Below are 25,714 nucleotides of genomic sequence, written 5' to 3' on the forward strand. Positions count from 1 at the left end.
GGGGGCCATGCTGGAAGCCCCGGCAGAAGGGCGGTCCTGGCAGTGAGCGAACCCGTACGCGTACGCAGGGTCTACGACCCGCCGGAGGACGACGACGGCACCAGGGTCCTGGTCGACCGGCTCTGGCCCCGGGGCGTCTCCAAGGAGCGGGCCGCGATCGACGTATGGCTGAAGGACGTCACCCCATCGGACGAGCTGCGCTCCTGGTACCACCAGGGCGGTTCCTCCGGCGAGCGTCACGACGGCTTCGTCGAGCGCTACCGCACCGAACTGGACGACCCGGCGCACACGGAGGCGGTCGAGCGGCTCGTCGGCCTGGTGCGCGAGGGCGGACCCGTCACCCTGATCACCGCCGTGAAGGACGTGGACGACAGCCATGTCCCGGTCCTGGTCGACCACCTGACCCATGCGATGAAACGGAAACGTACGTAACGTACATAAGGTTGGATATCGGCGTGCACCGTCGGGGAGGCGGCCGACGCCTCTGAGAGACTGGGCGCGATGAACGAGACAGCGTCCCTGAGAGCCCGTGCCGAGATCGACCTCGCCGCGCTGCGCGCCAACGTGCGCGTCCTGCGCGAGCGTGCGGCCGGGGCGCAGCTCATGGCCGTGGTGAAGTCCGACGGTTACGGGCACGGGGCCGTGCCCTGCGCGCGGGCCGCCCGCGAGGCCGGGGCGACCTGGCTGGGAACCGCGACCCCGCAGGAGGCCCTCGCCCTGCGCGCGGCCGGACTCGACGGCCCGATCATGTGCTGGCTGTGGACGCCCGGGGGACCCTGGCGCGAGGCGATCGAGGCCGGCATCGACGTGTCGGTCAGCGGCATGTGGGCGCTGCGCGAGGTCGTCGCGGCCGCCGGCGCGGCCGGCCGGCCGGCCAGGATCCAGCTCAAGGCCGACACCGGCCTCGGCCGCAGCGGCTGTCAGCCCGCCGACTGGCCCGAACTGGTCACCGAGGCGCTGGCCGCCGAGCGGGCCGGGCGGGTGAGGATCACCGGCCTCTGGTCCCACTTCGCCTGCGCCGACGAGCCCGGCCACCCCTCGATCGCCGCCCAGCTCGGCGTCTACCGCGACATGGTGGCGTACGCCGAGAAGGAGGGCGTGGAGCCCGAGGTGCGGCACCTGGCCAACTCCCCGGCCACGCTCACGATCCCCGAGGCGCACTTCGACCTCGTGCGGACCGGCATCGCGATGTACGGCGTCTCGCCCGCCCCCGAGCTGGGCACGCCCGCCGACTTCGGGCTGCGGCCCGTGATGACGCTCGCCGCCTCCGTCGCCCTGGTCAAGGACGCCCCGGCCGGACACGGCGTCAGCTACGGCCACCACTACACGACGTCCGCCGAGACGACCCTCGGCCTGATCCCCGTCGGCTACGCGGACGGCGTCCCGCGCCACGCGTCGGGCACGGGACCCGTCCTGGTCGGCGGGAAGGTGCGCACGGTCGCGGGCCGGGTCGCCATGGACCAGTTCGTCGTCGACCTCGACGGCGACCGGCCGGAGGCGGGCGCGGAAGCGGTGCTGTTCGGCCCGGGCGACCGGGGCGAGCCGACCGCGCAGGACTGGGCGGAGGCCGCCGGCACCATCGCGTACGAGATCGTCACCCGCATCGGCTCCCGGGTGCCCCGTGTGTACGTGAACGGGACGGCCGACGAACCGACCGGGAGCGTGCCGCGGTGAGCGAGAGCGACGCGGGGGCCGTGGTGGCCGCGACCGCCGCCGGCGCGGCAGGCTGGCGCCGGGCCGGGATCGCCGGAGCCGCCATAGGGGTGCTCGCCGCCGGCGCGGCCGCCGGGGTCGCCGTCGAGCGGCTCACCGTCGGGCGCGGCATGCGCAAGAAGGCCCGCCTCGCGCTGGACGCCACCGGGCCCTACGGCTCGCTGCGCGGCACGCCGGGCCGGGCCGTCGCCGACGACGGCACCGAGCTGTACTACGAGATCGACGAGGTGGAGGACGCTCCGGCGGCCGACGAGGGCCCCGGCGCGTCCGGCTCCCGCCGCCGCAGGCTCTTCGGGCGCAAGGCCCCCGCCCCGGTCACCGTCGTCTTCAGCCACGGCTACTGCCTCGGCCAGGACTCCTGGCACTTCCAGCGGGCCGCCCTGCGCGGCCTCGTACGCGCCGTCTACTGGGACCAGCGCAGCCACGGCCGCTCCGGGCGCGGCCGGGCGCAGGCGGACGGGGTGCCGGTCGGCATCGACCAGCTCGGCCGCGACCTGAAGGCGGTCATCGACGCGGCGGCCCCCGAGGGCCCGCTGGTGCTGGCCGGGCACTCCATGGGCGGCATGACGATGATGGCGCTGGCCGACCAGTACCCGGCCCTGATCCGCGACCGGGTCGCCGCCGTCGCCCTGGTCGGCACCTCCAGCGGCAAGCTCGGCGAGGTCAACTTCGGGCTGCCGGTGGCGGGCGTGAACGCGGTGCGCCGGGTGCTGCCCGGGGTGCTGAAGGCGCTCGGCTCGCAGACGGAGCTGGTGGAGAAGGGGCGGCGGGCCACCGCGGACCTCTTCGCCGGACTGATCAAGCGGTATTCGTTCGGCTCGCGGGACGTGGACCCGGCGGTCGCCCGGTTCGCGGAACGGCTGATCGAGTCCACCCCGATCGATGTGGTCGCCGAGTTCTACCCGGCCTTCACCGAGCACGACAAGAGCGGTGCGCTGCCCGCGTTCCGGGACGTGCCCGTGCTCATCCTGGCCGGGGAGAAGGACCTGGTCACCCCCAGCTCCCACAGCGAGGCCATCGCCGACGTGCTGCCCGACGCCGAGCTGGTGATCGTGCCGGACGCCGGGCACCTGGTGATGCTGGAACACCCGGAGACGGTCACCGACCGGCTGGCCGACCTGCTCGTACGCAGCGGCACCGTGCCGGGCGCTAACGTTGGCGGACATGGAAGCACCGCACAGCGGCCCGGCCGCTGAGACCGTTCCGGAGACAGCGGGGACGACCGCTCCCGAGCCCGCCGGGGCCGTAACCGAGGCTGTACCCGGGGCCGTGACGGTGACGTTCACCGTCACCTCCCCCGAACAGATGCAGGATCTGGGCCGCCGGCTCGCCCGGGTGCTGGCCCCCGGCGACCTGGTCATGCTCACCGGGGAGCTGGGCGCCGGGAAGACGACGCTGACCCGGGGCCTCGGAGAGGGCCTCGGCGTGCGCGGAGCGGTCACCTCGCCCACGTTCGTCATCGCCCGTGTCCACCCCTCGCTGACCGGGGGGCCCGCCCTGGTCCACGTGGACGCGTACCGCCTGGGCGGCGGGCTCGACGAGATGGAGGACCTGGACCTGGACGTGTCGCTGCCGGAGTCCGTGGTGGTCGTGGAGTGGGGCGACGGCAAGGTGGAGGAGCTGGCCGACGACCGGTTGCGGGTCCTCATCGACCGCGCGACGGGCGACACCGACGACGAGCGGCGCGAGGTGACCCTGGTCGGCATCGGGACGCGCTGGGCGGGGCTGCGGGCGGATCTGGAGTAAAGCTCCGGGAGTAGCCTTCCCGACAAGGCGTCGGTAAATTGTTGCGTCCGGACCCGTGGTCGTGGTCACATGGGTACGAGGCGTGGTTAGGTTTACCTAACTTCGCCCTCCATCGGAGCATCAAGGAGGCATCCATGCCGACGCCCGAGCGCGCAGCGCAGCCGCGACCGACTCCGTCCGCCCTGTCGATGAAGGACCTGCTGGCCTCGTGCGCCGCGGCCACCGCGGTCTCCACCCCGCCGAGCGACGAGGCCGGAGAGCCGGAGGCGGCGGACCGGGGTGTGATCCCCCCGCCGGCCAGGCGCGACGCCGCGTAGCGGGGGTACCTCCGCTACGGGACGACGACGACCTTCGCGCCGACCGTCGCGAAGGTCCACATCGCGTTGCCGTCCGCGCGCTTCATCCGGACGCCGCCGGTCTTCGACGTCGGGTCCGGGCTGGCCATCGAGCCGTCCTGCGCCGCGCTGAAGCCGATCGTCACCTCGTCCACGTTCGCGAAGCGGACCACGTGCTCGATCGGGACGCCGTCCGAACCCCGGACCGTGCCCGTCCGCGAGGTGACCTTGTGGACCCCGGGGGGCGGGCTGACGGGGCTCGGCATCACGGTGAAGGTGCGGATCGCCTCGTCGGACTCGTCGACCAGCCACACCCGGCGGTCCTTCAGCGCGTACACGACACGCTCGCCCTCGCCGGACGCGGCCGGGACCGCCAGCGGGTCGGCCTTGGGCTTCGGCTTGGCGGAGGGCTGGGCCGAGGCCGAGGCGGCGGGCTTCTTGTCGGGCGTGGACGCCACCGAGGCGGGGGCGTTCGCCGAGGCCTGGTAGGCGAGGAAGGCGACCGCGGCGACCGCCGCCGCAGTGAGCCCGGCCACGATTCCCGAGCTTCCCCTAGCCACCGTGAAATCCCCTTTCGACTGCCGTTGCCGCATGTCGTACAAGCGTTTACGTCGTACCCGCGGATACCCGGTGACGGTAGCAGCAGGGACGGGGCGGGCCGGGACGCCGTACGGACGCCGTAACGCCGTCGGCGGAGCCGTAGGCTGTTTGCGTGCTCTTGCTCGCCATGGATACCGCCACGCCCGCCGTCACCGTCGCCCTGCACGACGGCACGTCCGTCATCGCCTCCTCGGGACAGGTCGACGCCCGCAGGCACGGGGAGCTGCTGCTCCCCGCCGTCGACCGGGTCCTCGCGGAGGCCGGGACGGCACTCGACGCCGTGACGGCCGTGGTCGTGGGCGTCGGCCCCGGCCCGTACACCGGCCTGCGGGTCGGCCTGGTCACCGCCGCCACCTTCGGCTCCGTCCTCTCCGTGCCGGTCCACGGCCTGTGCACCCTGGACGGACTCGCCTACGCCGCCGGACTGGAGGGTCTGGAAGGGCCGTTCGCCGTGGCGACCGACGCGCGCCGCAAGGAGGTCTACTGGGCGCGGTACGAGGACGCCCGCACCCGTTCGGGCGAACCCGCCGTCGACCGGCCCGCCGACATCGCCGGGGCGCTGGCCGGGCTCCCCGTGGTCGGCGCGGGCGCGGTGCTCTACCCGGACGCCTTCCCGGACGCGCGCGGCCCCGAGCACGTCGCCGCCGGGGCGCTCGCCGGGCTCGCCGCCGAACGCCTCGCCGCCGGACAGGAGCTCCTGGAGCCCCGACCGCTCTATCTGCGCAGGCCCGACGCGCAGGTCCCGAAGAACTACAAGGTGGTCACCCCCACGTGAGCACCGCCACCGCCGCCGTACTGCGCGAGATGCGCTGGTGGGACATCGCGCCGGTGCTCGACCTCGAACACGCGCTGTTCCCGGACGACGCCTGGTCGCCCGGGATGTTCTGGTCCGAGCTGGCCCATGCCCGCGGCCCCGGCGCCACCCGCCACTACGTCGTCGCCGAGGACCCCGCCACCGGGCGGATCGCCGGCTACGCCGGGCTCGCCGCCCTCGGTGATCTGGCCGACGTCCAGACGATCGCGGTCAGCCGTGAGGCGTGGGGCGCCGGCCTCGGCTCCGAACTCCTCACCGACCTGCTGAAGGCCGCCACCGACTTCGAGTGCGCCACGGTCCTCCTGGAGGTCCGGGTCGACAACACCCGGGCGCAGAAGCTGTACGAGCGCTTCGGCTTCGAACCGATCGGCTTCCGGCGCGGCTACTACCAGCCGGGGAACATCGACGCCCTGGTCATGCGCCTGACCATGCAAGAGCAAGCAGTGCACGAGCACGAGCACGCACCAGAGACCGGGACTGAATGATGGCTGTCGACGAACCCCTCGTACTCGGCATCGAGACCTCCTGCGACGAGACCGGCGTGGGCATCGTGCGCGGTACGACCCTGCTCGCGGACGCCGTCGCCTCCAGCGTCGACACCCACGCCCGCTTCGGCGGCGTCGTCCCGGAGATCGCCTCCCGCGCCCACCTGGAGGCGATGGTCCCCACCATCGAGAGGGCCCTGAAGGAGGCCGGGATCAGCGCCCGCGACCTCGACGGGATCGCCGTCACCTCGGGCCCCGGCCTCGCCGGAGCGCTGCTCGTCGGCGTCTCGGCCGCGAAGGCGTACGCGTACGCGCTCGGCAAGCCGCTCTACGGGGTCAACCACCTCGCCTCGCACATCTGCGTCGACCAGCTGGAGCACGGCCCGCTGCCCGAGCCGACGATGGCCCTGCTGGTCAGCGGCGGCCACTCCTCGCTCCTGCTGGCCCCCGACATCACCAGCGACGTCCGGCCGCTCGGCGCGACGATCGACGACGCGGCGGGCGAGGCGTTCGACAAGATCGCCCGCGTGCTGAACCTCGGCTTCCCCGGCGGCCCGGTCATCGACCGGCTCGCGAAGGAGGGCGACCCGGCCTCGATCGCGTTCCCGCGCGGCCTGACCGGCCCGCGCGACGCCCCGTACGACTTCTCCTTCTCCGGGCTCAAGACCTCCGTCGCCCGCTGGATCGAGGCGAAGCGCGCGGCGGGCGAGGAGGTGCCGGTCCGGGACGTGGCGGCGTCCTTCCAGGAGGCCGTGGTGGACGTGCTCACGCGAAAGGCGGTGCGGGCCTGCAAGGACGAGGGCGTCGACCACCTGATGATCGGCGGCGGCGTCGCGGCCAACTCCCGGCTGCGCACCCTGGCCCAGGAACGCTGCGAGCGGGCCGGCATCCGGCTGCGCGTGCCGCGCCCCGGGCTCTGCACCGACAACGGGGCGATGGTCGCGGCGCTCGGCGCGGAGATGGTCGCCCGCAACCGCCGCCCCTCCGACCTGGAGCTGTCGGCCGACTCCTCGCTGCCGGTCACGGAGCCGCATGTGCCGGGGGCCCACCATGAGCACACGCATGAGCACACGCATGAGCACACACATGACCACGTGCACGAGATCAGCAAGGACAACCTGTACTCATGAGCGCCGCGACCATCGTCCTGATGTGGGAGGCCCGCGCCGCCGAGGGGCGCGGCGGCGAACTCCTGGAGTGGGCGCGGGCACGGGCCGCCGAGCTGGCCCGCGAACCCCACCGCAGCGAACTGCTGCGCGCCCCGCAGGACCGGGTGCTGGTGATGACGTGGTGGCAGGGCGCCTCGTACGGCGACGACCTCCCCGAACTCCCCGAGCCCGACGCCGCCCTGATCACCCGCCCGGTGCACCGCTGGCGCTTCGAGGCGGTGGGCTGAACGCGCGGGGGCCGGGCGGGGGCACCGTGGCCCTGTGGCCCTGTGGCCCTGTGGCCCTGTGGCCCTGTGGCCCCTGCGGCCTTTGCGGCCCCTGTGGCCCTGTGGCCCCTGCGGCCTTTGCGGCCCCTGTGGCCCTGTGGCCCTGCGGCCCGGTCCGTGACCTTGCGTTCCGGCGGCCCGGCCCGTGACCCTGCGTTCCGGTGGCTCGGTCCGTGAGGCTTCGCGTCCCGGCGGTCCGGTCCGTGAGGCTTTCGCGCCCCGGCGGCCCGGTCAGGCCTTCGCGTTCCGCGTCCCGCGCCTGAGCAGGCCGTCCACGATCGCTTCGAGCTCCTCGACGGTCTCGTAGTCGGCGGCGTACTCCCGCCAGCGGTCCTTGACCTCGGTGAGCCGGGGCAGCTCCGCCGCGTCCTGCTCGGTGACCATCTCCGGGAAGAACTCCCGGCGCGACGGGTTCTCCGCCCGGCGGGCCGCCGCCCTGCGGAAGACCAGGTCCCCGTAGACGTAACTCCAGATCGTCCGGTACGCCCGCACCGAGCGGGCCGGGGAGAGGCCGCAGGCGAGCGCGCAGTCGATGATCTCCTCCACCATCCACAGCGCGTTGCGGTCCGTCAGCTCGCCCAGTGCCAGGATGTCCAGCACCCAGGGGATCCGGCCGATGATGTCGTGCAGGTGCGCGGCCACCGCCACCAGCCGCTCGCGCGGGTCCTCGGGCAGCTCCGGGCGCGGGAACGCCGCCGCCGTTCCGGACAGGGTGAGCATCAGCAGCTCGTCCTTGTCCTGCACGTAGTGGTAGAGCGCCATGGGGGTGCTGCCCAGCTCCTTCGCCACCCGCCGCATGGACAGGGCGGCCACGCCCTCCTCCTCGACGATGCGACGCGCGGTGGCGACCATCACCTCCGGGTCCAGCCGGCGGGGCCGCCCCACGGGCCGTCCCGCCGGCCGTCCCGTGGGCTGCCCGGACGCGTCCGGTTTGCCGCCCGTCACCGGATTTTTCATCTTCTTTGTCTTCTCGGTCTTCTCGGTGCCTGACACCTGGGCATTCTCTCCTTCCGGGGCCCTGCTCCGGTCCGCCGCGGGACTCTCCCGATGCATCGGCGCCTATTTTCTATACGTGTATGGTAATTCCCGGTCGAGGGAAGCGCGAAGCGAAGGGGACGTCATGGACGGCGCGGGGAAGAGCGGGACGGGAAGAGGTCCCGAGGACGGGACGGCGGGCGTGGGGGCCGGTGGAGGCGCGGGGGCGCGGCACGCGCGGTGGCTGCTGGTGGTGGCGCTCACGGTGCAGTTCCTGGTGTCGCTGGACATGTCCGTGGTGAACGTCGCGCTGCCCGACATCCGCAGCGACCTCGGCTTCGGCGGGGAGGGGCTGCTGTGGGTCGTGAACGCCTACGCCCTCGCCTTCGGCGGGCTCCTCATGCTCGGCGGCCGGCTCGCCGACCTGGCCGGTCCGCGCCGTGTCCTGACGGCGGGTCTGGTGCTCTTCGGCCTGGCCAGCCTGGCCGGCGGGCTCGCCTGGTCGCCCGGGTCGCTGGTGGCGGCGCGGGCCGTCCAGGGCGTCGGCGCGGCGGCCCTCTCCCCGGTGGCGTTCGCCCTGATCACCCTCGCCTTCCCGGCCGGGCCCACCCGGTCCCGGGCGCTCGGGCTGTGGGGCATGGCGGGCGCGGCGGGCGGCGCGGTCGGGGTGCTGGCGGGCGGGGTGCTCACCGACGCGACGGGCTGGCGGTCCGTGATGCTGGTCAACGTGCCGATCGTCGCCTTCGCGCTGGCCGCCGCCGCGCGCACCGGACCCGTCGGCGGGGGGCGGCGGCCCGGGGCGCGGCTGGACGTGGCCGGGGCGCTGCTGGTCACGGCCGGGACGACACTGCTGGTCCTCGGTCTGGTGCGGGCCTCGGACCACGGCTGGGGCTCGGCGGTCACGCTCGCCTCCCTCGGCGCCGCGGTGATCCTGCTGGCCGCCTTCGTCGCCGTCGAGCTGCGGACCGCGTCGCCGCTGCTCCGGCCCGGCCTGCTGAGGGGGCGGCCGGTGCTGACCGCGAACCTGTTCTGTCTGCTGCTGGCCTCGGCCCAGTTCGGCGCGTTCTACTTCGTCTCGCTCTACATGCAGCTGGTCCTCGGGTTCGGGCCGACCGCCGCCGGGTTCGCGTTCCTGCCGTTCTGCGTGGGCGTCGTCGCCGGCTCGATCCTCGCCACCCGGGCGGTCGCCGCGCTCGGCATCCGTCGGCTGATGACGGCGGGCGCGACGCTGGCCGCGCTCGGCATGGCCTGGTTCGCGGCGACCGCCACGGTCGACGGCGGCTTCCTCGTCTCCATCCTCGGCCCGTCGCTGCTCTGCTCCTTCGGCATCGGGCTCTGTTTCGTGCCGCTCGGCACGGCCGCGACGACCGACGTGGCCACCGGCGAGACCGGCATGGCCTCCGGGCTGCTCAACAGCTCGCGCCAGGTCGGCGGCTCGCTCGGCCTCGCGGTCCTGGTCACCGTCGCCGCCCGGGTCACCGCAGGCTCCACCGGGCGCACCGAGCTGTCCGCGGGGTACGCGGCCGCGTTCTGGGCCGCCGCGGGGCTCCTGACGGCGGCCGCGCTGGCGGCCTACGTCCTGCTGCCGGCGGAGCGGAAGGCCCTCGGCGGGCCGACGGGCGTGGAGCGGGACCGGGGGGCCGAGCGGAACCGGGGGGCCGCGCGGAACCGGGGGGCCGCGCGGAACCGGGGCGCCGAGCGGGAGGACGACGCCGCTTCCCGCTGAGCATGTGCCACCCCCGCTTCCCGCTGAGCCCGCCCGGGTGGGGGCGGCCAAGCCGGGGCGTGTCCGATGAGTTCGGGCGGCGGACCGGGTCTACCTTCCACACGTCCGGACCGTCCGGTCCGGACGTGTGGACGGCCCGACGAGGAGAAGATCATGCAGAAGATCACGCCCTGTCTCTGGTACGACGGCAAGGCCGAGGAGGCCGCCGAGCACTACGTCGCGATCTTCGGCGGGGACTCCCGCATCCTGGACGTCACCCACTACGGAGAATCCGCCCCGGGCGAGACGGGTTCCGTGCTCACCGTCGGGTTCCGGCTCGCGGGCCAGGACTACCTGGGGCTCAACGGAGGGCCGCAGTTCCCCTTCACCGAGGCGATCTCGCTCTCCGTGGACTGCGCCGACCAGGCCGAGGTGGACCGGCTCTGGGACGCGCTCTCCGAGGGCGGCGAAGAAGGCCAGTGCGGCTGGCTCAAGGACAAGTACGGGGTCTCCTGGCAGATCGTGCCGAACGAGCTGCCGCGCCTGCTGGCCGACCCGGACCCGGCGAAGGCGGACCGGACCATGAAGGCGATGCTCGGCATGGGCAAGCTGGACATCCAGGCGCTGCGCGACGCCTGAACGGGCGCGCGGCCGAAGGAGCTTGGGCCGGTAGCCGGTAGCCGGTAGCGGGTAGCGGGTCGCCGGAGCTTGAGCCGGCGCGCGGCAGTGAGGGCCCGGACGAGCGCGTGCGCGGACCCTCGTGGCCCGGTCGGTAGTGTTCTGTGCATGCCACGCCGTGCCCCTCTTCCGCCGCCTCCGCCGCCTGCCGAGATCCGCTCCTGGCCCGACCGTGAGGCGCTGCTCGCCGACCGGGCGGTGGTCCTGGGCGAGCTGGTGAGGATGCACGTGGGTCCCGGGCGGCTCGGGCTGCTGTGGATGTGGGCGGGGCTCGTCGCGATCGGCTGGGCTCTGGTGGGCTCCGGGATCGTCCTGTTCGAGCGGGCGGTCGACCTGGTCGACTTCACCAGCGTCGTCGGCGGAATCGTCAGCCTGCTCAGCGGCGCGACGGTGCTGATCCCGGCCGTCATCTTCTTCTGCCTCGGCGTCGCGCGGGACCGGAAGGTCCGTTCGCTGCTCGCCGCCTGGGGCGCGCTCGACCGGGACCCGGAGCGCGACCGGCGGCTGCGGATGCCCGGGACGAGCCTCGCCTGGCTGCTCCTGTCCTTCGTCCTGGGCGCGGTGGGGCTCGCCCTCTGTGTGCTCGGGCCCGCGAACGCGCGGCCCGGCCGGGAGACGTACGGGCTGGTCGCCCTCGTGATGGGCGTCGGCATGGTCGCCTGGCTGACCGCGCTGACCGGCGCGGTCACGGCCCTGGCGCACCGCCGTTGGGTGGTGGGCGTCCTGATGGGGCCCGCCGGGCGGGTCAGCCCAGCGGATGGCCGATCAGCATCGTCGGAGCCCCCGCCACCCGGGTCAGGAACACCGTCGCCGCGTGCGGACCGCTCAGCTTCATCCGGCGACGCAGCTCCTCCGGCTCGACCGCCGAGCCGCGCTTCTTGACGGTCAGTACGCCGACCCCCCGCTCCCGCAGCAGCGCCTTCAGCTTCTTCATGTTGAACGGCAGCCGGTCGGTGATCTCGTACCCGGAGACGTACGGGGAGGAGTACCGCGTGTCGCTCGTGACGTACGCGATCGTCTCGTCCACCAGCCGCCCGCCGCACCGCTCGACGATGTCGGCGACCAGATGCGCCCGGATCACCGCGCCGTCCGGCTCGTACAGATAGCGCCCGACCGGGCCCACGGGCGGGGCGGGCAGGGGGGCCGGGGCGGTCAGGGTCGCCCCGGAGGGCAGCAGCGTGGCCCGGAACGCGCCGGGCGCGAAGCCCTCCCCGTACCAGAGCACCGCCTCCTTCACATCGCCGCCGTCCGAGATCCACTCGGCCTCCGCCTCCGGGCCGATCGCCTCGTGCGGCACGCCCGGGGCGATCTTCAGCGCCGCCCTCGGGGCCTTCAGCGCGGCGGCCGCCGCCCAGGACAGCGGCGGTGAGTACGCCTCCGGATCGAAGATGCGGCCGCGTCCGCCGCGCCGGGCCGGGTCCACGAACACCGCGTCGTACGGGGCGGTGTCGATCTCCGTGACATCGGCGCACCGCACCTCGATCAGACCCGCCAGACCGAGCGCCTCCGCGTTGGCGCGGGCCACCTCGGCGGTCAACGGGTCGCGGTCCACGGCCAGGACGGAGATCCCGGCGCGGGCCAGGGCGAGGGCGTCGCCGCCGATGCCGCAGCACAGGTCGGCCACGCTCCGCACGCCGAGCCCGGCGAACCGGGCGGCGCGGTGGGCGGCGACCGAGGTGCGGGTGGCCTGCTCGACCCCGTTGGGCGTGAAGTACATCCGGTAGGCGTCCTCGGCCCCGAACTTGGCCACCGCCCGCTGCCGCAGCCGGGCCTGGCCCAGGGCCGCCGAGACCAGCTCCGCCGGGTGCGTGCGGCGCAGCCGGGTCGCGGCGGCCAGCTCGTCGGCGGGGTCGTGGTCGCGCAGCTCGGCCAGCAGCTGCTCGCCCTCGGGAGTGCGCAGCGCCGCGAAGGCGGCGCGCGCGGGGTCGTCGTCCGGGGCGGAGGGGTTCGTCGCGTTCACCCGGTCCATTGTGGCCGCTGCGCCGGGTGCCGCTGCCCGCGCCGCCGGAGGCCGCTGTGGGCCGGCCGGGGGACGGCGCCGACCCGCTCGCGGTGTCGGGGCGGGGGGCGGGCCGACGGCTGGCAGGATGCGGCGCCATGCAGCTAGTACGACAAAACGAAAAAGCAGCCATGAAGTGGCACAGATCGGGTGCCGTCGTGCTGGCGGCCCTGCTGGCCGCCGCCGTCGCCTCCGGGTGCGCGGCGGAGACGGGCGGCGGTGGCCCGGGAACTCCCGGCGGCCCCGCGAAGCCCGCCGCCGGCCAGCCGGGCGAGGCCGCTCCGGAGGCCGGGCCCGCCCGCGCCCTGGACACCTACGCCGAGGCGCTCAGGAAGAAGCAGGCGGCGCGGGCCGTCGCCGCGAAGAAGTGGGGACTGGCCAGGACCCCGCTCGCGGCCCCCGAGCCGCCGAAGGTGAAGCCGCGCATCACCACCCGCAAGGGCTTCGAGGTCCGGGACGACGCCGGGCTGCCGCCCGTCTTCACCACCGTCCCGACCAAGGAGAAGATCGTCTTCCTGACGATGGACGACGGGGCGGAGAAGGACCCCGAGCTGCTGCGGATGATGACCGAACTGGATATCCCGTACAGCGCGTTCGTCAGCGACTACGTCATCAACGACGACTACGGCTACTTCAAGGAGATGCAGAAGCGCGGGGTGACGATCAGCAACCACACGCTCAACCACCGCTATCTGCCCGGCCTCTCCGCCGGCGAGCAGAAGCGGGAGATCTGCGGCCAGCAGGAGAAGATCCTCCAGCACTACGGGAAGCGGCCCACCCTCTTCCGCCCGCCCTACGGCAACTACAACCGCGACACCCTCGTCGTCGCCAAGTCCTGCGGGATCACCGCCGTGCCCCTGTGGTCCTCCGAGGCCTTCCCCGACCACATGGAATGGCGCGAGTGGGACCGGGACCTGCACCCCGGCGACATCGTCCTCACCCACTTCCGGGGCAAGGAGGACTGGAAGGGGTCGATGCCCGACATGATCCGCCAGGTCATGAAGACCATCACCGACAAGGGATACGCGGTGGCGAAGCTGGAGGACTACGTCTGACCCGCGTCCTTCCCCGCACCCGGCCGTGAACGCGCGCTCAGCCCCCGCTGCGCGCGCGTTCGCCGTTGCCGGAACGTCACGCGCCACCCCGGCGTTGTCCGGACGGGGCCCCGACGGGGCCCCGATCGGGACGGCGCGAGGGTGGTGAATTGGCACTCCGCTTGACCGAGTGCTAATCGCGGTCATAGTCTCGGTGCTGGCACTCCCCCCTGGAGAGTGCCAGAACCACCTTGCGCGACAGGGCAGGTCCGGCACCCGCGACGACGGGCCGGTCAGGTCGCCGCCCACAGACTGTTAAACCCCGTGAGATCTCCGAAGGGGGAGACCGGATCGTGTCGACCACCAGCTCCAAGGTTGCGATCAAGCCGCTCGAGGACCGCATTGTGGTCCAGCCGCTCGACGCCGAGCAGACCACGGCTTCCGGCCTGGTCATTCCGGACACCGCGAAGGAGAAGCCCCAGGAGGGCGTCGTCCTCGCGGTGGGCCCGGGCCGCTTCGAGAACGGCGAGCGGCTTCCGCTCGACGTCAAGACCGGCGACGTCGTCCTGTACAGCAAGTACGGCGGCACCGAGGTGAAGTACAACGGCGAGGAGTACCTCGTCCTCTCGGCCCGCGACGTTCTCGCGATCGTCGAGAAGTAACTCACCCACGTTTGCTTGTGTTCTGCGCCCCTGGCCCCCTGCGAAATAACTAGCCGGGCGGCGAGGGGCGCAGTTCATTTTGAGAGGGAACACAGCCCATGGCGAAGATTCTTAAGTTCGACGAGGACGCCCGTCGCGCCCTTGAGCGCGGCGTCAACAAGCTTGCCGACACGGTCAAGGTGACGATCGGCCCCAAGGGCCGCAACGTCGTCATCGACAAGAAGTTCGGCGCTCCCACCATCACCAACGACGGTGTCACCATCGCGCGCGAGGTCGAGCTCGACGACCCGTACGAGAACCTGGGCGCCCAGCTCGTCAAGGAGGTGGCGACCAAGACCAACGACGTAGCGGGTGACGGCACCACCACCGCGACCGTGCTGGCCCAGGCGCTCGTCCGCGAGGGCCTGCGCAACGTCGCCGCCGGCGCCTCCCCGGCCGCCCTGAAGAAGGGCATCGACGCCGCGGTCAAGGCCGTGTCCGAGGAGCTCCTCGCGACCGCCCGCCCGATCGACGACAAGTCCGACATCGCCGCCGTGGCCGCGCTCTCCGCGCAGGACACCCAGGTCGGCGAGCTCATCGCGGACGCGATGGACAAGGTCGGCAAGGACGGTGTCATCACCGTCGAGGAGTCCAACACCTTCGGTCTGGACCTGGAGTTCACCGAGGGCATGGCCTTCGACAAGGGCTACCTGTCCCCGTACATGGTGTCCGACCAGGAGCGTATGGAGGCCGTCCTCGACGACCCGTACATCCTGATCCACCAGGGCAAGATCGGCTCCATCCAGGAGCTGCTCCCGCTCCTGGAGAAGGTCATCCAGGCCGGCGCCTCCAAGCCGCTCCTGATCATCGCCGAGGACGTCGAGGGCGAGGCGCTCTCCACCCTCGTCGTCAACAAGATCCGTGGCACCTTCAACGCCGTCGCGGTGAAGGCCCCGGGCTTCGGCGACCGCCGCAAGGCCATGCTCGGTGACATCGCCACCCTCACCGGTGCGACCGTCATCGCCGAGGAGGTCGGCCTCAAGCTCGACGGCGCCGGTCTCGACGTGCTGGGCACCGCCCGCCGCGTCACCGTCTCCAAGGACGACACGACCATCGTCGACGGCGGGGGCAACTCCGACGACGTCAAGGGCCGCGTCAACCAGATCAAGGCCGAGATCGAGTCCACGGACTCCGACTGGGACCGCGAGAAGCTCCAGGAGCGCCTCGCGAAGCTGGCCGGCGGCGTGTGCGTCATCCGTGTCGGCGCCGCCACCGAGGTGGAGCTCAAGGAGAAGAAGCACCGCCTCGAGGACGCCATCTCGGCGACCCGCGCCGCCGTCGAGGAGGGCATCGTCTCCGGCGGTGGCTCCGCCCTCGTCCACGCGGTGAAGGTCCTGGAGGGCAACCTCGGCAAGACCGGCGACGAGGCCACCGGTGTCGCGGTCGTCCGCCGCGCCGCCGTCGAGCCGCTGCGCTGGATCGCCGAGAACGCCGGCCTGGAGGGTTACGTCATCACCTCCAAGGTCTCCGAGCTCGACAAGGGCCAGGGCTTCAACGCCGCCACCGGCGAGTACGGCGACCTGGTCAAGGCCGGCGTCATCGACCCGGTCAAGGTCACCCGCTCCGCCCTGGAGAACGCCGCGTCCATCGCGTCGCTGCTGCTCACGACCGAGACCCTGGTCGTCGAGAAGCCGGCCGAGGACGAGGGCGACGCCGGTCACGGCGGCCACGGCCACTCCCACTAGTACGGCCCGCACCGTTCGGTAGGCCGTTCGGTACGCCCGAGGCCCGGCACCCCCGTCGCGGGGGCGCCGGGCCTCGGTGCGTTCCTCGCGGCGAGCCGTGCGCCGGACGCGGGAGGGGGTGGAACCACTCCCGTACGGCACACCCTTACCGCATCCGTACGCCGCACAGCAGCGGAGTGCGGCGCTACGGCGGACCGTACGTGCTACTGCGGACCGTACTTGCGCCCCGTCCGCGACGTGACCCCGCCGAGCAGGCCCCGCGGGGCGACCTTCACCAGCCCCATCAGCGCCTTGTAGCGCGGGTCCGGGATCGACACCGTCTTCCCCCGGGCCAGGTCCGTCAGCGCGGACGCCACCAGCTTGTCCGCGTCGAGCCACATCCAGTTCGGGATGTTGTCCGTGCCCATCCCGGCTCGCTCGTGGAACTCCGTCCGCACGAACCCGGGGCACAGCACCATCAGCCGCACCCCCGACCCGGCCAGATCCCGCGCCGCGCCCTGGGTGAACTGCACGACCCACGCCTTGGACGCCCCGTACGTACCGCGCGGCACGAACGCCGCGACCGACGCCACGTTGACGACCCCGCCCCGGCCCCGCTCCCTCATCCCGGCGACAGCCGCCGAGGTCAGCCGCAGCACCGCCTCGCAGTGCACCTTCAGCATCGTCAGCTCGTCGGCCATGGACACCTCCAGGAAGCGCCCCTTGTTGCCGAACCCGGCGTTGTTGACCAGCAGATCGACCGGGTGCGTGCGGTCGACGAGACGCTTCACCACCGCTTCGATCCCGCCCTCCGTGGACAGGTCGGCGCTCAGCACCTCGGCCTCGATGCCGTGCCGGTCGTGCAGTTCGGTGGCCTGCTCGCGCAGCCGCGCGATGTCCCGTGCCACCAGCACCAGGTTGTGCCCCTGGGCCGCGAGCCGCCGCGCGAACGCGGCCCCGATGCCCGCCGTCGCGCCCGTGATCAGTGCAGTCGTCATACGCGGCACGTTAGTGCCCCTCACGACCGGGCGGCGTACCCGCCCGCTGCGTCTAAGGCGCGACAGGGGCGAAGGACAGCATGCGGGCCTCGCGCACGGGCTTCCGGTCCTCGTCGCCGCTCATGTGCGTCGACGACAGGACGAGCCGCCCGTCGACGAGGGCCGTGTGCCCCATGGACATCTCGTACTCCCACGGCGCGGTCGCCACCGGGTGTTTCACGACGTTCGTCTCCGTGCCGGCGCCGCGCGGGCCCATGAGGAAGGTCCGGCCGGGGCGGCTCGACGTGGCCGCCTCGTAGACGAGCATCGACTTGCCGTCCTCCGCGCGCAGCGGGTACAGCCTGCGCAGCTCGTCGGACTTGATGCCCCACAGGAACTTTCCGGTCTTCAGGTCGTACGCGCCGACCTGTTCGGTGCCGCCCAGCATGATGAGGCCCTTGCCGACCCCGGCGCCCCGGCAGGGCTGGATGTTTCCGCCGGCCCCGTCCCCGCCGCAGTGCTCGAAACCCTTGCCCCGGGCGTCGAAGGTGGTGCGGTGCTTGCCCTTGGGGTCCAGGACCGTGATCCGCCAGTCGCTCGCGGTGTCCTCGTTGTTGTAGGTGGTGAAGACGACCGGGTCCATGGAGATCAGACTGCCGAAGCTCCAGCCGGTCTTCATCCGGTAGCGCCACAGGACCTTGCCGGTGCGCGGGTCGAGCTCGCGGACCTGGCCGTAGTTCTTGCTCCGGTCGATGGCGATCATGCAGTCGGAGGTCACCAGGAGCCGGGCGGCGCCGCCCGCCACGTCGTCGGGGACGCACTTGTTCTTGTGCTCCCGGGGGATCTCGTAGAGCTTGCTCCCGTCGTCCATCCGGTAGGTGATGGCCTGCATGTTCCGGGCGACGGACAGGACGTCGCCGCTGATGGCGCTGTAGACGATGAACGTGTTGTCCCGGTCACCGGGCTCGTCGAGCTCCTTGTGCCAGCCCTGCTTCCCGGTCTTCAGATCGATCATCCGCATCCGGTTGCACTGGTTGCCCCGCTCGTTGTCGGGGCGCTCGTGATGGAAGACCACGACCTTGCCGTCGGGCGTCGGGTTGGCCGGCGTCTCGCAGACGGAGGAGGGCAGGTCGACGTTCCAGACCTCGGCGCCGTCCGAGAGCCGGTAGGCCGTGACCTTCCGGTGCAGGGCCTGGACCGCGGTGTCGCCGACGATCCACAGATCGTGGACCTTGTTGATCTGCTTCGGCAGGTCGGTCCTGTCGTCGACGACCCACGCCGCCGACTCGTCCGGCTTCCGGGCGGCGGCGACCTCCTTCGTCGTCGGAATGCGGCTCAGCTCCGGGCCGCCCGCCGCGGGGGTTCCGGACGGGGACGCCGGTCCGGAGGGCCCGGGCGACTCCTTCGCCACGGGCTTCGCGGGCTCGTCCCGCCACTGGTCGGAGAGCGCGTACGCCCCTCCCGCCACGACCACCAGCACCAGTGCGACGACCGCGGCGACGACCGGCCCCCGGCCGAACCGGCGACGCGGCGGCGGTGCCGGCGCGGTCGGCGGCCCGAACCCCTGGGGCGCGCCGCCGTCCGAGGCGTACGGGTTGCCGGGAACGGGCTGCTGCGGCGGGCCCGGGGAGTACCAGGGCTGCTGCGGGTCGGGCATGGTCTTCCCCCTGAGACGCCACTCGGCTCGAAGACTTCTCCTCGGGCACAGGTCACTGTTGGTGGACGCGCCGCACCCCGATCCAGTTCCCGCCGCAACGCCCTCGGACCACGCGGCGGATGACGCCACGTCACCGGCCCGCCGCTTCCCCGCACCGGGCCGCCGCTTCCCCGCACCGGACGGCCGCCTCCCTCCGTACGGGACCGTCGGCCCGGCCCTCAGCCCTGCCGCGCGGCGTACTCCCGCGCCTTGCGCAGGGCCTCGGGATGCAGCGCCTCCCCGGCGGCCAGCAGCGCGGGCAGCAGGGTGCGTTCGGTCGTCACGGCCCGGAACTGCAGAGCGGCGGTGACCTCGTGGTCCGGCCGGTGCACGATCTCGACGGGGTCCCCGGCGCGGACGGCCCCCGGTTCGATCACCCGCAGATAGGCGCCCGTGGCAGCCTGCCGGGTGAACCGCCGGACCCACCCCTCCTCCCCGAGGTGGTGGGCGAAGGTCCGGCACGGGACGCGGCCCGAGGTCACCTCCAGCACCAGGTCCGTGCCCACCCGCCAGCGCTCGCCGATCCGCGCGCCGCTGACGTCGAGGCCCAGGGTCGTGAAGTTCTCGCCGAACACCCCGTTGGCCAGCTTCCGGCCGCCCAGCTCCCGCTCCCAGGCGTCCAGCTCCTCCCGGGCGAAGGCGTACACCGCCTGGTCGCTGCCGCCGTGATGACGCAGGTCGCACACCGCGTCCCCGGCCAGTCCGCTGCCGCCGTCGCCCTTGGGCCCGGGGTCGAGGACCTCGACCGGGCCGTCCACCGGTCGCTTGTCGATCCCGGTGAGACCACCCGGGCCGTCGGTCCGCACGGAGGGGCGAGGTTGCCCGACGTTCACGGTCAGCAGCTTCATGGGGTCACGCTAACCTCCTTGATCCCAAAGGGTCCTCTCGTGAATTCGCCCAGCCTCCAAGAACTCCTTATGCTGGCCGGGTGATCGAAGCTCGCCACCTCCGTGTCCTGCGCGCCGTGTCCACCACCGGCTCGTTCTCCGCCGCAGCCCGCGAACTCGGCTGCACCCAGCCCGCCGTCAGCCAGCAGATGAAGGCCCTGGAGTCCTCCGCGGGCACCACGCTGCTGATCCGCACAGGACGCGAGATGCGCCTCACCCAGGCCGGCGAGGCGCTGGTACGGCACGCCTCCGGCATCCTCGCGGGGCTGACCGCCGCCGAGGAGGAGGTCGCCGCCATCGCCGGACTGCGGGCCGGCCGGGTCCGGCTGGTCTCCTTTCCCAGCGGCAGCTCCACCCTGGTCCCGGGGGCGCTGGCCGCCCTGCGCGCCGAACACCCCGGCACCCGGGTGTCGCTCGTCGAGGCCGAGCCGCCGCGCTCGGTGGACCTGCTGCGCGAGGGCGACTGCGACATCGCCCTGGCGTTCCGTTACGGGAGCACCGGCGGCGAATGGGACGACCTGGTGGTCCGGCCGCTGCTCACCGACCGGCTGATCGGTCTCGTCCCGGAGGGGCACCGGCTGGCGGAGGCATCGAGCGTGTCCATCGGCGAACTGGCCGACGAGTCGTGGATCGCGGGCTGTCCGCGCTGCCGCCGGCAGCTGGTCGAGGTCTGCGAGGAATCCGGCTTCACCCCGCGCATCGACTTCGCCACGGACGACTACCCGGCGGTGATGGGGCTCGTCGGGGCCGGGCTCGGGGTGGCGGTGCTGCCGGAGCTGGCCGTCGAGTCGGTGCGCCCCAAGGGGGCCAGGGCCGTGCCGGTCGAGCCCGCGATCGAGCGGGAGATCGTCGCGCTGACCCTGCCGGACCTGGCCCGGGTCCCGGCGGTGGCGGCCACCCTGGACCAGCTGGCGCGCACGGCCGCCCGCTGAGACCGAACGGGGCCGCGCCCGCTGAGACCGCACGGGGCCCGCGCCCGCTGAGACCGCACGGAGCCGCGGCGCCCGCCGGGCCCGCGGCCCACGGACGGTGAGGGATCCGGCCTCGCTGCGGCCGGTCGCGCGCCGGATGGCTGAAGGCGTCGAAGAAACGTTTCTGCGTTCGGTTGCCGCGTACGGGTGTCAGGTGGTGCCGGGGCCCGGTCCGGCAGTGGGAGCCGCGGTGATCAGCCGGGTTCTGGCCCGGCCCATCAGCTCTTCGCGCTCGTCCTCCGTCAGGCCGCCCCACACTCCGTAGGGCTCTCGCACGGCCAGGGCGTGGGCCGCGCACTCGGCACGTACCGGGCACCGCATGCAGACCTCCTTGGCGGAGGTCTCGCGGGCACTCCGGGCCGCGCCGCGCTCACCCTCGGGGTGGAAGAACAGGGAGCTGTCCACGCCTCGGCAGGCGGCGAGCAGCTGCCAGTCCCACAGGTCGGCGTTGGGTCCGGGAAGGCGGGAGAAATCTGCCATTGCTTGTCCCCTCGGAGCTGTGCTGCGTCGGAAGCGGCATCCTCGACCGTCTGTGATCGGTGTGACCGAAGTCTCGACCGTACATCTGCGGTGCTAGTAGATGTAAATATGACTGATTGCGAATCTAGCCACAGACACCCTCAAAAGGGAAGAAATCGTGCCGAATAGGGCATGCCAACGAGTGAAGATTCGGTTGACGGGTGAATCACCCGCGCCACTCTCCTCCGTGTGCGGCCCTTCACGTAGAGTGCCGAACCCGGCCGCCCGACCCGTAACTCTTTCGAGTGACCGTCGTTAAGAGAGCGGATGCGGTTGACGGATATCCGGCTCGGGCACATGTCCGAGGGGGTCAACCGCACAGGTGACGACTTGTATCAGCCTGGAGGCTCAAGGTGACGCGCATCAGCTGCGGAGGACGGTCATGACATCCGTCCTCGTCTGCGACGACTCCCCGCTTGCCCGAGAAGCGCTCCGTCGCGCGGTGGCCACCGTGCCCGGCGTCGAGCGCGTGACGACGGCGGCCAACGGCGAGGAAGTCCTCCGCCGCTGGGGCGCCGATCGTTCGGATCTGATTCTGATGGACGTACGCATGCCCGGTCTGGGAGGTGTGGAGACCGTCCGGCGACTGCTCTCCGCCGACCCCGGGGCCCGGATCATCATGCTGACCGTCGCCGAGGACCTGGACGGCGTCGCGCTCGCGGTCGCCGCCGGGGCCCGCGGGTATCTGCACAAGGACGCCTCGCGCGCCGAACTGCGGGCCACCGTCACCCAGGCGCTGGCCGATCCGACGTGGCGGCTCGCCCCGCGCCGACTGCGGTCCGCCGAGATGGGGGCGGCGCCCACACTCACCGCGCGGGAGATCCAGGTCCTCGAAGGGATGAGCCACGGCCGCTCCAACGCGGAGATCGGCCGTGAGCTGTTCCTCTCCGAGGACACGGTCAAGACCCACGCCCGGCGCCTGTTCAAGAAGCTCGGGGCCTCGGACCGCGCCCATGCGGTGGCCCTCGGATTCCGCTGGGGCCTGGTCCGCTGACGACCGGCCCGGGCCGCGCCCCGTCCGCAGACCGGCGGACGGGGTCACGGAGCGGGCCATCGGCTCCACACCCCCGTATCCGGGCCCGCTCAGCGGCGCCATGTGACGCTTCCCGGCCGATGACGCATCCTTGAGTCGTGGAGTTCCTCAGGAACGATTCGGTCGAGCGGAAGGGGAGGGCGCAGGACATGACATCCGGCGCACCCGCTCATAACGCTTCGGTGCACAACTCGGGACGCGGTGGGGCGGACCCGGTGGCCTCAGGGCACCATGGTCCGATGCGCGATGACGAAACCACGGTGATCGGTGCCCTCGTGCACCGGGCCGTCGACGGCGACGCGCAGGCCACCCATGATCTGCTGGCCCATGTACACCCGCTCGCCCTGCGCTACTGCCGCTCCCGGCTGAACCGCCTTCCCGGTGACGCTCGCCACTTCGTGGAGGACCTGGCGCAGGAGGTCTGCGTCGCGGTGCTGATGGCGCTGCCGCGCTACAAGGACACCGGCAGGCCCTTCGAGGCCTTCGTCTTCGCGATCGCCGGGCACAAGGTCGCCGACCTCCAGCGCGCCGCGATGCGCCACCCGGGGTCGACCGCCGTCCCCTCCGACGAGATGCCGGAGCGGCCCGACGACTCCCTCGGCCCGGAGGAGCGCGCCCTGCTCAGCAGTGATGCCGCCTGGGCCAAGAAGCTCCTCGCCAACCTCCCGGACAACCAGCGCGAGCTGCTGGTCCTGCGCGTCGCGGTCGGGCTGACCGCGGAGGAGACCGGCCAGATGCTCGGGATGTCCCCGGGCGCGGTCCGGGTCGCCCAGCATCGCGCGCTCAGCCGGCTCCGGGCGCTCGCCGAGCAGTAGGCACCCCCGCCGGCCCCCGCCGGAGGCGCTGTAGGAAGCTACAGATCAGCCAAGTGATCTTGATCGTGGAATGAGACGCCCGTGGAGCCCGTTAGCATGGACATCCGCACCGATCAAGGCCATTTGGGGAAGGTGTCATGACTGCAAACGTCGACGGAGTGCCCGAGAAGTTCGCGACGCTCGGGCTGACCTACGACGACGTGCTGCTGTTGCCCGGCGCGTCCGAGGTTCTGCCCAACGCGGTCGACACCTCGTCGCTCATCTCGCGCAACGTACGGGTGAACATCCCCCTGCTGTCGGCCGCCATGGACAAGGTGACCGAGGCACGGATGGCCATCGCCATGGCCCGTCAGGGCGGCGTCGGCGTGCTGCACCGCAATCTCTCGGTCGAGGACCAGGTCAACCAGGTCGACCTGGTCAAGCGCTCCGAGTCGGGCATGGTCACCGACCCGATCACCGTGCACCCCGACGCCACGCTCGGCGAGGCGGACGCGCTCTGCGCGAAGTTCCGCATCAGCGGCGTGCCGGTCACCGACCCGGCGGGCAAGCTCCTCGGCATCGTCACCAACCGCGACATGGCCTTCGAGTCGGACCGGTCGCGCCAGGTGCGCGAGGTCATGACGCCGATGCCGCTGGTCACCGGGCGGGTCGGGATCTCCGGCGTGGAGGCCATGGAGCTGCTGCGCCGCCACAAGATCGAGAAGCTGCCGCTGGTCGACGAGGCGGGCATCCTCAAGGGCCTCATCACGGTCAAGGACTTCAAGAAGGCCGAGCAGTACCCGAACGCCGCCAAGGACGCCGAAGGCCGTCTGCTGGTCGGCGCGGCCGTCGGCGCCAGCCCCGAGGCACTGGACCGCGCGCAGGCTCTCGCGGCCGCCGGGGTCGACTTCCTGATCGTCGACACCTCGCACGGACACAACAGCAACGCCCTCGACTGGATGGCGAAGATCAAGTCGAGCGTCGGCGTCGACGTCATCGGCGGCAACGTCGCCACCCGCGACGGCGCCCAGGCCCTGATCGACGCCGGAGTCGACGGCGTGAAGGTCGGCGTCGGCCCGGGCTCGATCTGTACCACCCGCGTGGTCGCCGGCATCGGCGTCCCGCAGGTCACCGCGATCTACGAGGCCGCGCTCGCCGCCCGTGCCGCGGGCGTCCCGGTGATCGGCGACGGCGGCCTCCAGTACAGCGGCGACATCGGCAAGGCGCTGGCCGCCGGCGCCGACAGCGTCATGCTGGGCAGCCTCCTCGCGGGCTGCGAGGAGTCCCCGGGCGAGCTGATGTTCATCAACGGCAAGCAGTTCAAGTCGTACCGCGGCATGGGCTCGCTCGGCGCGATGCAGTCCCGCGGACAGGGCCGGTCCTACTCCAAGGACCGCTACTTCCAGGCCGAGGTGTCCTCGGACGACAAGCTCGTCCCCGAGGGCATCGAGGGCCAGGTGCCCTACCGCGGCCCGCTGGCCAACGTCCTCCACCAGCTCGTCGGCGGCCTCCGCCAGACCATGGGCTATGTCGGCGCCGCGTCCGTCGACCAGATGGAGAGCAAGGGCCGGTTCGTCCGGATCACCTCGGCGGGGCTCAAGGAGAGCCACCCGCACGACATCCAGATGACGGTGGAAGCACCGAACTACAGCCGTAAGTAACGCAGGAAGTAAGGCGTCACCGCAGGTGAGGGGCGGACCGGAGTTCCCGGTACCGCCCCTCACCCCTGTGTCGGGGATACTGGTCAGCGCAGACGTAGAGGGAAAGGCCACACATCGTGACTGAGATCGAGATCGGGCGCGGCAAGCGCGGCCGCCGGGCTTACGCATTCGACGACATCGCTGTCGTTCCGAGCCGTCGCACCCGGGACCCGAAGGAGGTCTCGATCGCCTGGCAGATCGATGCCTACCGCTTCGAGCTGCCGTTCCTGGCCGCTCCCATGGACTCCGTGGTCTCCCCGCAGCACGCCATCCGGATCGGCGAGCTCGGCGGTCTGGGCGTGCTGAACCTGGAAGGCCTGTGGACCCGGCACGCCGACCCGCAGCCGCTGCTCGACGAGATCGCCGAGATGCCGGTCGAGTCCGCGACCCGCCGGCTCCAGGAGATCTACTCCGCCCCCATCCAGGAGGAGCTGATCGGGCAGCGCATCAAGGAGGTGCGCGACTCCGGCGTCGTCACCGCCGCCGCGCTCTCCCCGCAGCGCACCGCCCAGTTCTCCAAGGCGGTCGTCGACGCGGGCGTCGACATCTTCGTCATCCGCGGTACGACGGTCTCCGCCGAGCACGTCTCGGGCGCGGCCGAGCCGCTGAACCTGAAGCAGTTCATCTACGAGCTGGACGTCCCGGTCATCGTCGGCGGCTGCGCCACGTACACCGCCGCCCTGCACCTGATGCGGACCGGCGCCGCCGGTGTCCTCGTCGGCTTCGGCGGCGGCGCGGCGCACACCACGCGCAACGTCTTCGGCATCCAGGTCCCGATGGCCACCGCCGTCGCGGACGTCGCCGGCGCCCGCCGCGACTACATGGACGAGTCCGGCGGCCGGTACGTGCACGTCATCGCCGACGGCGGCGTCGGCTGGTCCGGCGACCTGCCGAAGGCCATCGCCTGCGGTGCGGACGCCGTGATGATGGGCTCCCCGCTGGCCCGCGCGACGGACGCTCCCGGCCGCGGCCGCCACTGGGGCATGGAGGCCGTCCACGAGGACGTGCCGCGCGGCAAGCTGGTCGACCTCGGCTCGGTCGGGACGACGGAGGAGGTCCTCACCGGTCCTTCGCACACTCCGGACGGTTCGATGAACATCTTCGGCGCCCTGCGCCGCGCGATGGCCACCACCGGCTACAGCGACCTCAAGGAGTTCCAGCGCGTCGAGGTGACGGTGGCGGACTCGCAGCACCGCCGCTGACCTCTCGTCCGTATACGGAAGGGCCCGGACCGATCGATTGTTCGATCGGTC

Annotated in this window: 26 protein-coding genes; 19 read left to right on the top strand and 7 right to left on the bottom strand. The window is 72.4% G+C overall.

All coding sequences use genetic code 11. The features are described 5' to 3' along the window. Window positions 1–36 precede the first annotated feature (36 nt). The 5 genes from D581_RS0126825 to D581_RS0126845 all read left to right on the top strand — a co-directional run bounded on the left by D581_RS0126825 (window position 37) and on the right by D581_RS0126845 (window position 3,776). Window positions 37–432 carry a DUF488 family protein, N3 subclade gene (locus D581_RS0126825; protein ID WP_026290941.1) on the top strand — a complete coding sequence of 132 codons (396 nt, stop codon included), beginning with the start codon at window positions 37–39 and terminating at the stop codon, window positions 430–432. A gap of 69 nt (window positions 433–501) precedes the next feature. Further along, complete coding sequence (gene alr / locus D581_RS0126830) at window positions 502–1,674, top strand: alanine racemase (RefSeq protein WP_018960246.1); 1,173 nt, start codon at window positions 502–504, stop codon at window positions 1,672–1,674. After that, entirely contained in the window at window positions 1,671–2,909 is a 1,239-nt protein-coding gene (locus tag D581_RS0126835; RefSeq protein ID WP_018960247.1) for an alpha/beta fold hydrolase, read from the top strand. The genes alr and D581_RS0126835 overlap by 4 nt, the downstream gene beginning before the upstream one ends. After that, window positions 2,878–3,459, top strand: a complete 582-nt coding sequence (gene tsaE / locus D581_RS0126840; protein ID WP_026290942.1) for a tRNA (adenosine(37)-N6)-threonylcarbamoyltransferase complex ATPase subunit type 1 TsaE — start codon at window positions 2,878–2,880, stop codon at window positions 3,457–3,459. The genes D581_RS0126835 and tsaE overlap by 32 nt, the downstream gene beginning before the upstream one ends. Before the next feature lie 134 nt (window positions 3,460–3,593). Next, window positions 3,594–3,776 carry a hypothetical protein gene (locus D581_RS0126845; RefSeq protein ID WP_018960249.1) on the top strand — a complete coding sequence of 61 codons (183 nt, stop codon included), beginning with the start codon at window positions 3,594–3,596 and terminating at the stop codon, window positions 3,774–3,776. Window positions 3,777–3,790: 14 nt separating this feature from the next. On the opposite strand, the gene D581_RS0126850 is transcribed toward D581_RS0126845, so the two are convergent. Continuing rightward, window positions 3,791–4,387, bottom strand: a complete 597-nt coding sequence (locus D581_RS0126850; protein ID WP_199787838.1) for a hypothetical protein — start codon at window positions 4,385–4,387, stop codon at window positions 3,791–3,793. A 134-nt stretch (window positions 4,388–4,521) separates the two neighbouring features. Between D581_RS0126850 and tsaB the strand changes: the two genes are divergently transcribed. From tsaB to D581_RS0126870, 4 genes are read left to right on the top strand one after another with little or no spacing between them, the layout of a single operon-like run. Next, window positions 4,522–5,169, top strand: a complete 648-nt coding sequence (gene tsaB / locus D581_RS0126855) for a tRNA (adenosine(37)-N6)-threonylcarbamoyltransferase complex dimerization subunit type 1 TsaB (protein ID WP_018960251.1) — start codon at window positions 4,522–4,524, stop codon at window positions 5,167–5,169. After that, window positions 5,166–5,693: a ribosomal protein S18-alanine N-acetyltransferase gene (gene rimI / locus D581_RS0126860; protein WP_018960252.1), complete on the top strand. Its 528-nt coding sequence runs from the start codon at window positions 5,166–5,168 to the stop codon at window positions 5,691–5,693. Before tsaB ends, rimI begins: the two co-directional genes overlap by 4 nt. Next, window positions 5,693–6,823 carry a tRNA (adenosine(37)-N6)-threonylcarbamoyltransferase complex transferase subunit TsaD gene (tsaD, locus tag D581_RS0126865; protein WP_018960253.1) on the top strand — a complete coding sequence of 377 codons (1,131 nt, stop codon included), beginning with the start codon at window positions 5,693–5,695 and terminating at the stop codon, window positions 6,821–6,823. Before rimI ends, tsaD begins: the two co-directional genes overlap by 1 nt. Further along, window positions 6,820–7,089: a hypothetical protein gene (locus tag D581_RS0126870; RefSeq protein ID WP_018960254.1), complete on the top strand. Its 270-nt coding sequence runs from the start codon at window positions 6,820–6,822 to the stop codon at window positions 7,087–7,089. The genes tsaD and D581_RS0126870 overlap by 4 nt, the downstream gene beginning before the upstream one ends. Window positions 7,090–7,359: 270 nt before the next feature. Here the strand turns inward: D581_RS0126870 and D581_RS0126875 are convergent, their stop codons facing one another. Continuing rightward, window positions 7,360–8,121, bottom strand: a complete 762-nt coding sequence (locus D581_RS0126875) for a TetR/AcrR family transcriptional regulator (RefSeq protein ID WP_018960255.1) — start codon at window positions 8,119–8,121, stop codon at window positions 7,360–7,362. Between the two features lie 127 nt (window positions 8,122–8,248). Between D581_RS0126875 and D581_RS0126880 the strand changes: the two genes are divergently transcribed. Both D581_RS0126880 and D581_RS0126885 read left to right on the top strand, forming a co-directional pair. Next, window positions 8,249–9,829, top strand: coding sequence for an MFS transporter (locus tag D581_RS0126880; RefSeq protein WP_018960256.1), 1,581 nt, complete (start codon window positions 8,249–8,251; stop codon window positions 9,827–9,829). Window positions 9,830–9,982: 153 nt separating this feature from the next. Beyond that, entirely contained in the window at window positions 9,983–10,447 is a 465-nt protein-coding gene (locus D581_RS0126885; protein ID WP_018960257.1) for a VOC family protein, read from the top strand. Window positions 10,448–11,231: 784 nt separating this feature from the next. Here the strand turns inward: D581_RS0126885 and D581_RS0126895 are convergent. Continuing rightward, window positions 11,232–12,455, bottom strand: a complete 1,224-nt coding sequence (locus D581_RS0126895) for a THUMP-like domain-containing protein (RefSeq protein WP_026290944.1) — start codon at window positions 12,453–12,455, stop codon at window positions 11,232–11,234. 161 nt (window positions 12,456–12,616) lie between these two features. Here D581_RS0126895 and D581_RS0126900 point away from each other — a divergent pair, with 161 nt between their 5' ends. The 3 genes from D581_RS0126900 (at window position 12,617) to groL (ending at window position 15,905) form a co-directional block, all read left to right on the top strand. Beyond that, window positions 12,617–13,540 carry a polysaccharide deacetylase family protein gene (locus D581_RS0126900; RefSeq protein WP_018960259.1) on the top strand — a complete coding sequence of 308 codons (924 nt, stop codon included), beginning with the start codon at window positions 12,617–12,619 and terminating at the stop codon, window positions 13,538–13,540. 332 nt (window positions 13,541–13,872) lie between these two features. Continuing rightward, window positions 13,873–14,181, top strand: coding sequence for a co-chaperone GroES (gene groES, locus D581_RS0126905; RefSeq protein ID WP_003966899.1), 309 nt, complete (start codon window positions 13,873–13,875; stop codon window positions 14,179–14,181). A gap of 98 nt (window positions 14,182–14,279) precedes the next feature. Beyond that, entirely contained in the window at window positions 14,280–15,905 is a 1,626-nt protein-coding gene (gene groL / locus D581_RS0126910) for a chaperonin GroEL (protein WP_015610787.1), read from the top strand. A gap of 203 nt (window positions 15,906–16,108) precedes the next feature. On the opposite strand, the gene D581_RS0126915 is transcribed toward groL, so the two are convergent. The 3 genes from D581_RS0126915 to D581_RS0126925 all read right to left on the bottom strand — a co-directional run bounded on the left by D581_RS0126915 (window position 16,109) and on the right by D581_RS0126925 (window position 19,405). Then, entirely contained in the window at window positions 16,109–16,882 is a 774-nt protein-coding gene (locus D581_RS0126915) for an SDR family NAD(P)-dependent oxidoreductase (protein WP_018960260.1), read from the bottom strand. Between the two features lie 52 nt (window positions 16,883–16,934). Beyond that, window positions 16,935–18,518 (bottom strand): outer membrane protein assembly factor BamB family protein, encoded by a 1,584-nt coding sequence (locus D581_RS0126920; RefSeq protein WP_018960261.1) that lies wholly within the window; start codon window positions 18,516–18,518, stop codon window positions 16,935–16,937. A gap of 218 nt (window positions 18,519–18,736) precedes the next feature. Further along, window positions 18,737–19,405 (bottom strand): MOSC domain-containing protein, encoded by a 669-nt coding sequence (locus D581_RS0126925; protein WP_018960262.1) that lies wholly within the window; start codon window positions 19,403–19,405, stop codon window positions 18,737–18,739. 80 nt (window positions 19,406–19,485) lie between these two features. Here D581_RS0126925 and D581_RS0126930 point away from each other — a divergent pair, with 80 nt between their 5' ends. Continuing rightward, entirely contained in the window at window positions 19,486–20,376 is an 891-nt protein-coding gene (locus D581_RS0126930) for a LysR family transcriptional regulator (protein WP_018960263.1), read from the top strand. A 189-nt stretch (window positions 20,377–20,565) separates the two neighbouring features. Here D581_RS0126930 and D581_RS0126935 read toward each other — a convergent pair whose 3' ends face one another. Beyond that, a complete protein-coding gene (locus tag D581_RS0126935; protein ID WP_018960264.1) occupies window positions 20,566–20,895 on the bottom strand; it encodes a WhiB family transcriptional regulator in 330 nt (109 codons plus the stop codon). Window positions 20,896–21,316: 421 nt separating this feature from the next. On the opposite strand from D581_RS0126935, the gene D581_RS0126940 reads away from it, so the two are divergent. The 4 genes from D581_RS0126940 to D581_RS0126955 all read left to right on the top strand — a co-directional run bounded on the left by D581_RS0126940 (window position 21,317) and on the right by D581_RS0126955 (window position 25,663). After that, a complete protein-coding gene (locus tag D581_RS0126940; protein WP_003948568.1) occupies window positions 21,317–21,928 on the top strand; it encodes a response regulator transcription factor in 612 nt (203 codons plus the stop codon). 278 nt (window positions 21,929–22,206) lie between these two features. Beyond that, on the top strand, window positions 22,207–22,782 hold the full coding sequence (locus D581_RS0126945; RefSeq protein WP_018960265.1) for a sigma-70 family RNA polymerase sigma factor: 576 nt from the start codon (window positions 22,207–22,209) through the stop codon (window positions 22,780–22,782). 137 nt (window positions 22,783–22,919) lie between these two features. Continuing rightward, window positions 22,920–24,422 carry an IMP dehydrogenase gene (gene guaB, locus D581_RS0126950; protein WP_026290945.1) on the top strand — a complete coding sequence of 501 codons (1,503 nt, stop codon included), beginning with the start codon at window positions 22,920–22,922 and terminating at the stop codon, window positions 24,420–24,422. A 116-nt stretch (window positions 24,423–24,538) separates the two neighbouring features. Next, on the top strand, window positions 24,539–25,663 hold the full coding sequence (locus D581_RS0126955; protein WP_007453079.1) for a GuaB3 family IMP dehydrogenase-related protein: 1,125 nt from the start codon (window positions 24,539–24,541) through the stop codon (window positions 25,661–25,663). Window positions 25,664–25,714: the final 51 nt, after the last annotated feature.

The organism is Streptomyces sp. CNB091 (assembly GCF_000377965.1).

Bases quoted from the DNA above. Each gene is read 5' to 3' on its own strand.
- alr (WP_018960246.1), top strand. From the start codon at position 502: ATGAACGAGACAGCGTCCCTGAGAGCCCGTGCCGAGATCGACCTCGCC.
- tsaE (WP_026290942.1), top strand. From the start codon at position 2,878: ATGGAAGCACCGCACAGCGGCCCGGCCGCTGAGACCGTTCCGGAGACA.
- D581_RS0126845 (WP_018960249.1), top strand. From the start codon at position 3,594: ATGCCGACGCCCGAGCGCGCAGCGCAGCCGCGACCGACTCCGTCCGCC.
- D581_RS0126850 (WP_199787838.1), bottom strand. From the start codon at position 4,387: ATGCGGCAACGGCAGTCGAAAGGGGATTTCACGGTGGCTAGGGGAAGC.
- tsaB (WP_018960251.1), top strand. From the start codon at position 4,522: ATGGATACCGCCACGCCCGCCGTCACCGTCGCCCTGCACGACGGCACG.
- tsaD (WP_018960253.1), top strand. From the start codon at position 5,693: ATGGCTGTCGACGAACCCCTCGTACTCGGCATCGAGACCTCCTGCGAC.
- D581_RS0126870 (WP_018960254.1), top strand. From the start codon at position 6,820: ATGAGCGCCGCGACCATCGTCCTGATGTGGGAGGCCCGCGCCGCCGAG.
- D581_RS0126880 (WP_018960256.1), top strand. From the start codon at position 8,249: ATGGACGGCGCGGGGAAGAGCGGGACGGGAAGAGGTCCCGAGGACGGG.
- D581_RS0126885 (WP_018960257.1), top strand. From the start codon at position 9,983: ATGCAGAAGATCACGCCCTGTCTCTGGTACGACGGCAAGGCCGAGGAG.
- D581_RS0126895 (WP_026290944.1), bottom strand. From the start codon at position 12,455: ATGGACCGGGTGAACGCGACGAACCCCTCCGCCCCGGACGACGACCCC.
- D581_RS0126900 (WP_018960259.1), top strand. From the start codon at position 12,617: ATGAAGTGGCACAGATCGGGTGCCGTCGTGCTGGCGGCCCTGCTGGCC.
- groL (WP_015610787.1), top strand. From the start codon at position 14,280: ATGGCGAAGATTCTTAAGTTCGACGAGGACGCCCGTCGCGCCCTTGAG.
- D581_RS0126915 (WP_018960260.1), bottom strand. From the start codon at position 16,882: ATGACGACTGCACTGATCACGGGCGCGACGGCGGGCATCGGGGCCGCG.
- D581_RS0126920 (WP_018960261.1), bottom strand. From the start codon at position 18,518: ATGCCCGACCCGCAGCAGCCCTGGTACTCCCCGGGCCCGCCGCAGCAG.
- D581_RS0126925 (WP_018960262.1), bottom strand. From the start codon at position 19,405: ATGAAGCTGCTGACCGTGAACGTCGGGCAACCTCGCCCCTCCGTGCGG.
- D581_RS0126935 (WP_018960264.1), bottom strand. From the start codon at position 20,895: ATGGCAGATTTCTCCCGCCTTCCCGGACCCAACGCCGACCTGTGGGAC.
- D581_RS0126940 (WP_003948568.1), top strand. From the start codon at position 21,317: ATGACATCCGTCCTCGTCTGCGACGACTCCCCGCTTGCCCGAGAAGCG.
- D581_RS0126945 (WP_018960265.1), top strand. From the start codon at position 22,207: ATGCGCGATGACGAAACCACGGTGATCGGTGCCCTCGTGCACCGGGCC.
- guaB (WP_026290945.1), top strand. From the start codon at position 22,920: ATGACTGCAAACGTCGACGGAGTGCCCGAGAAGTTCGCGACGCTCGGG.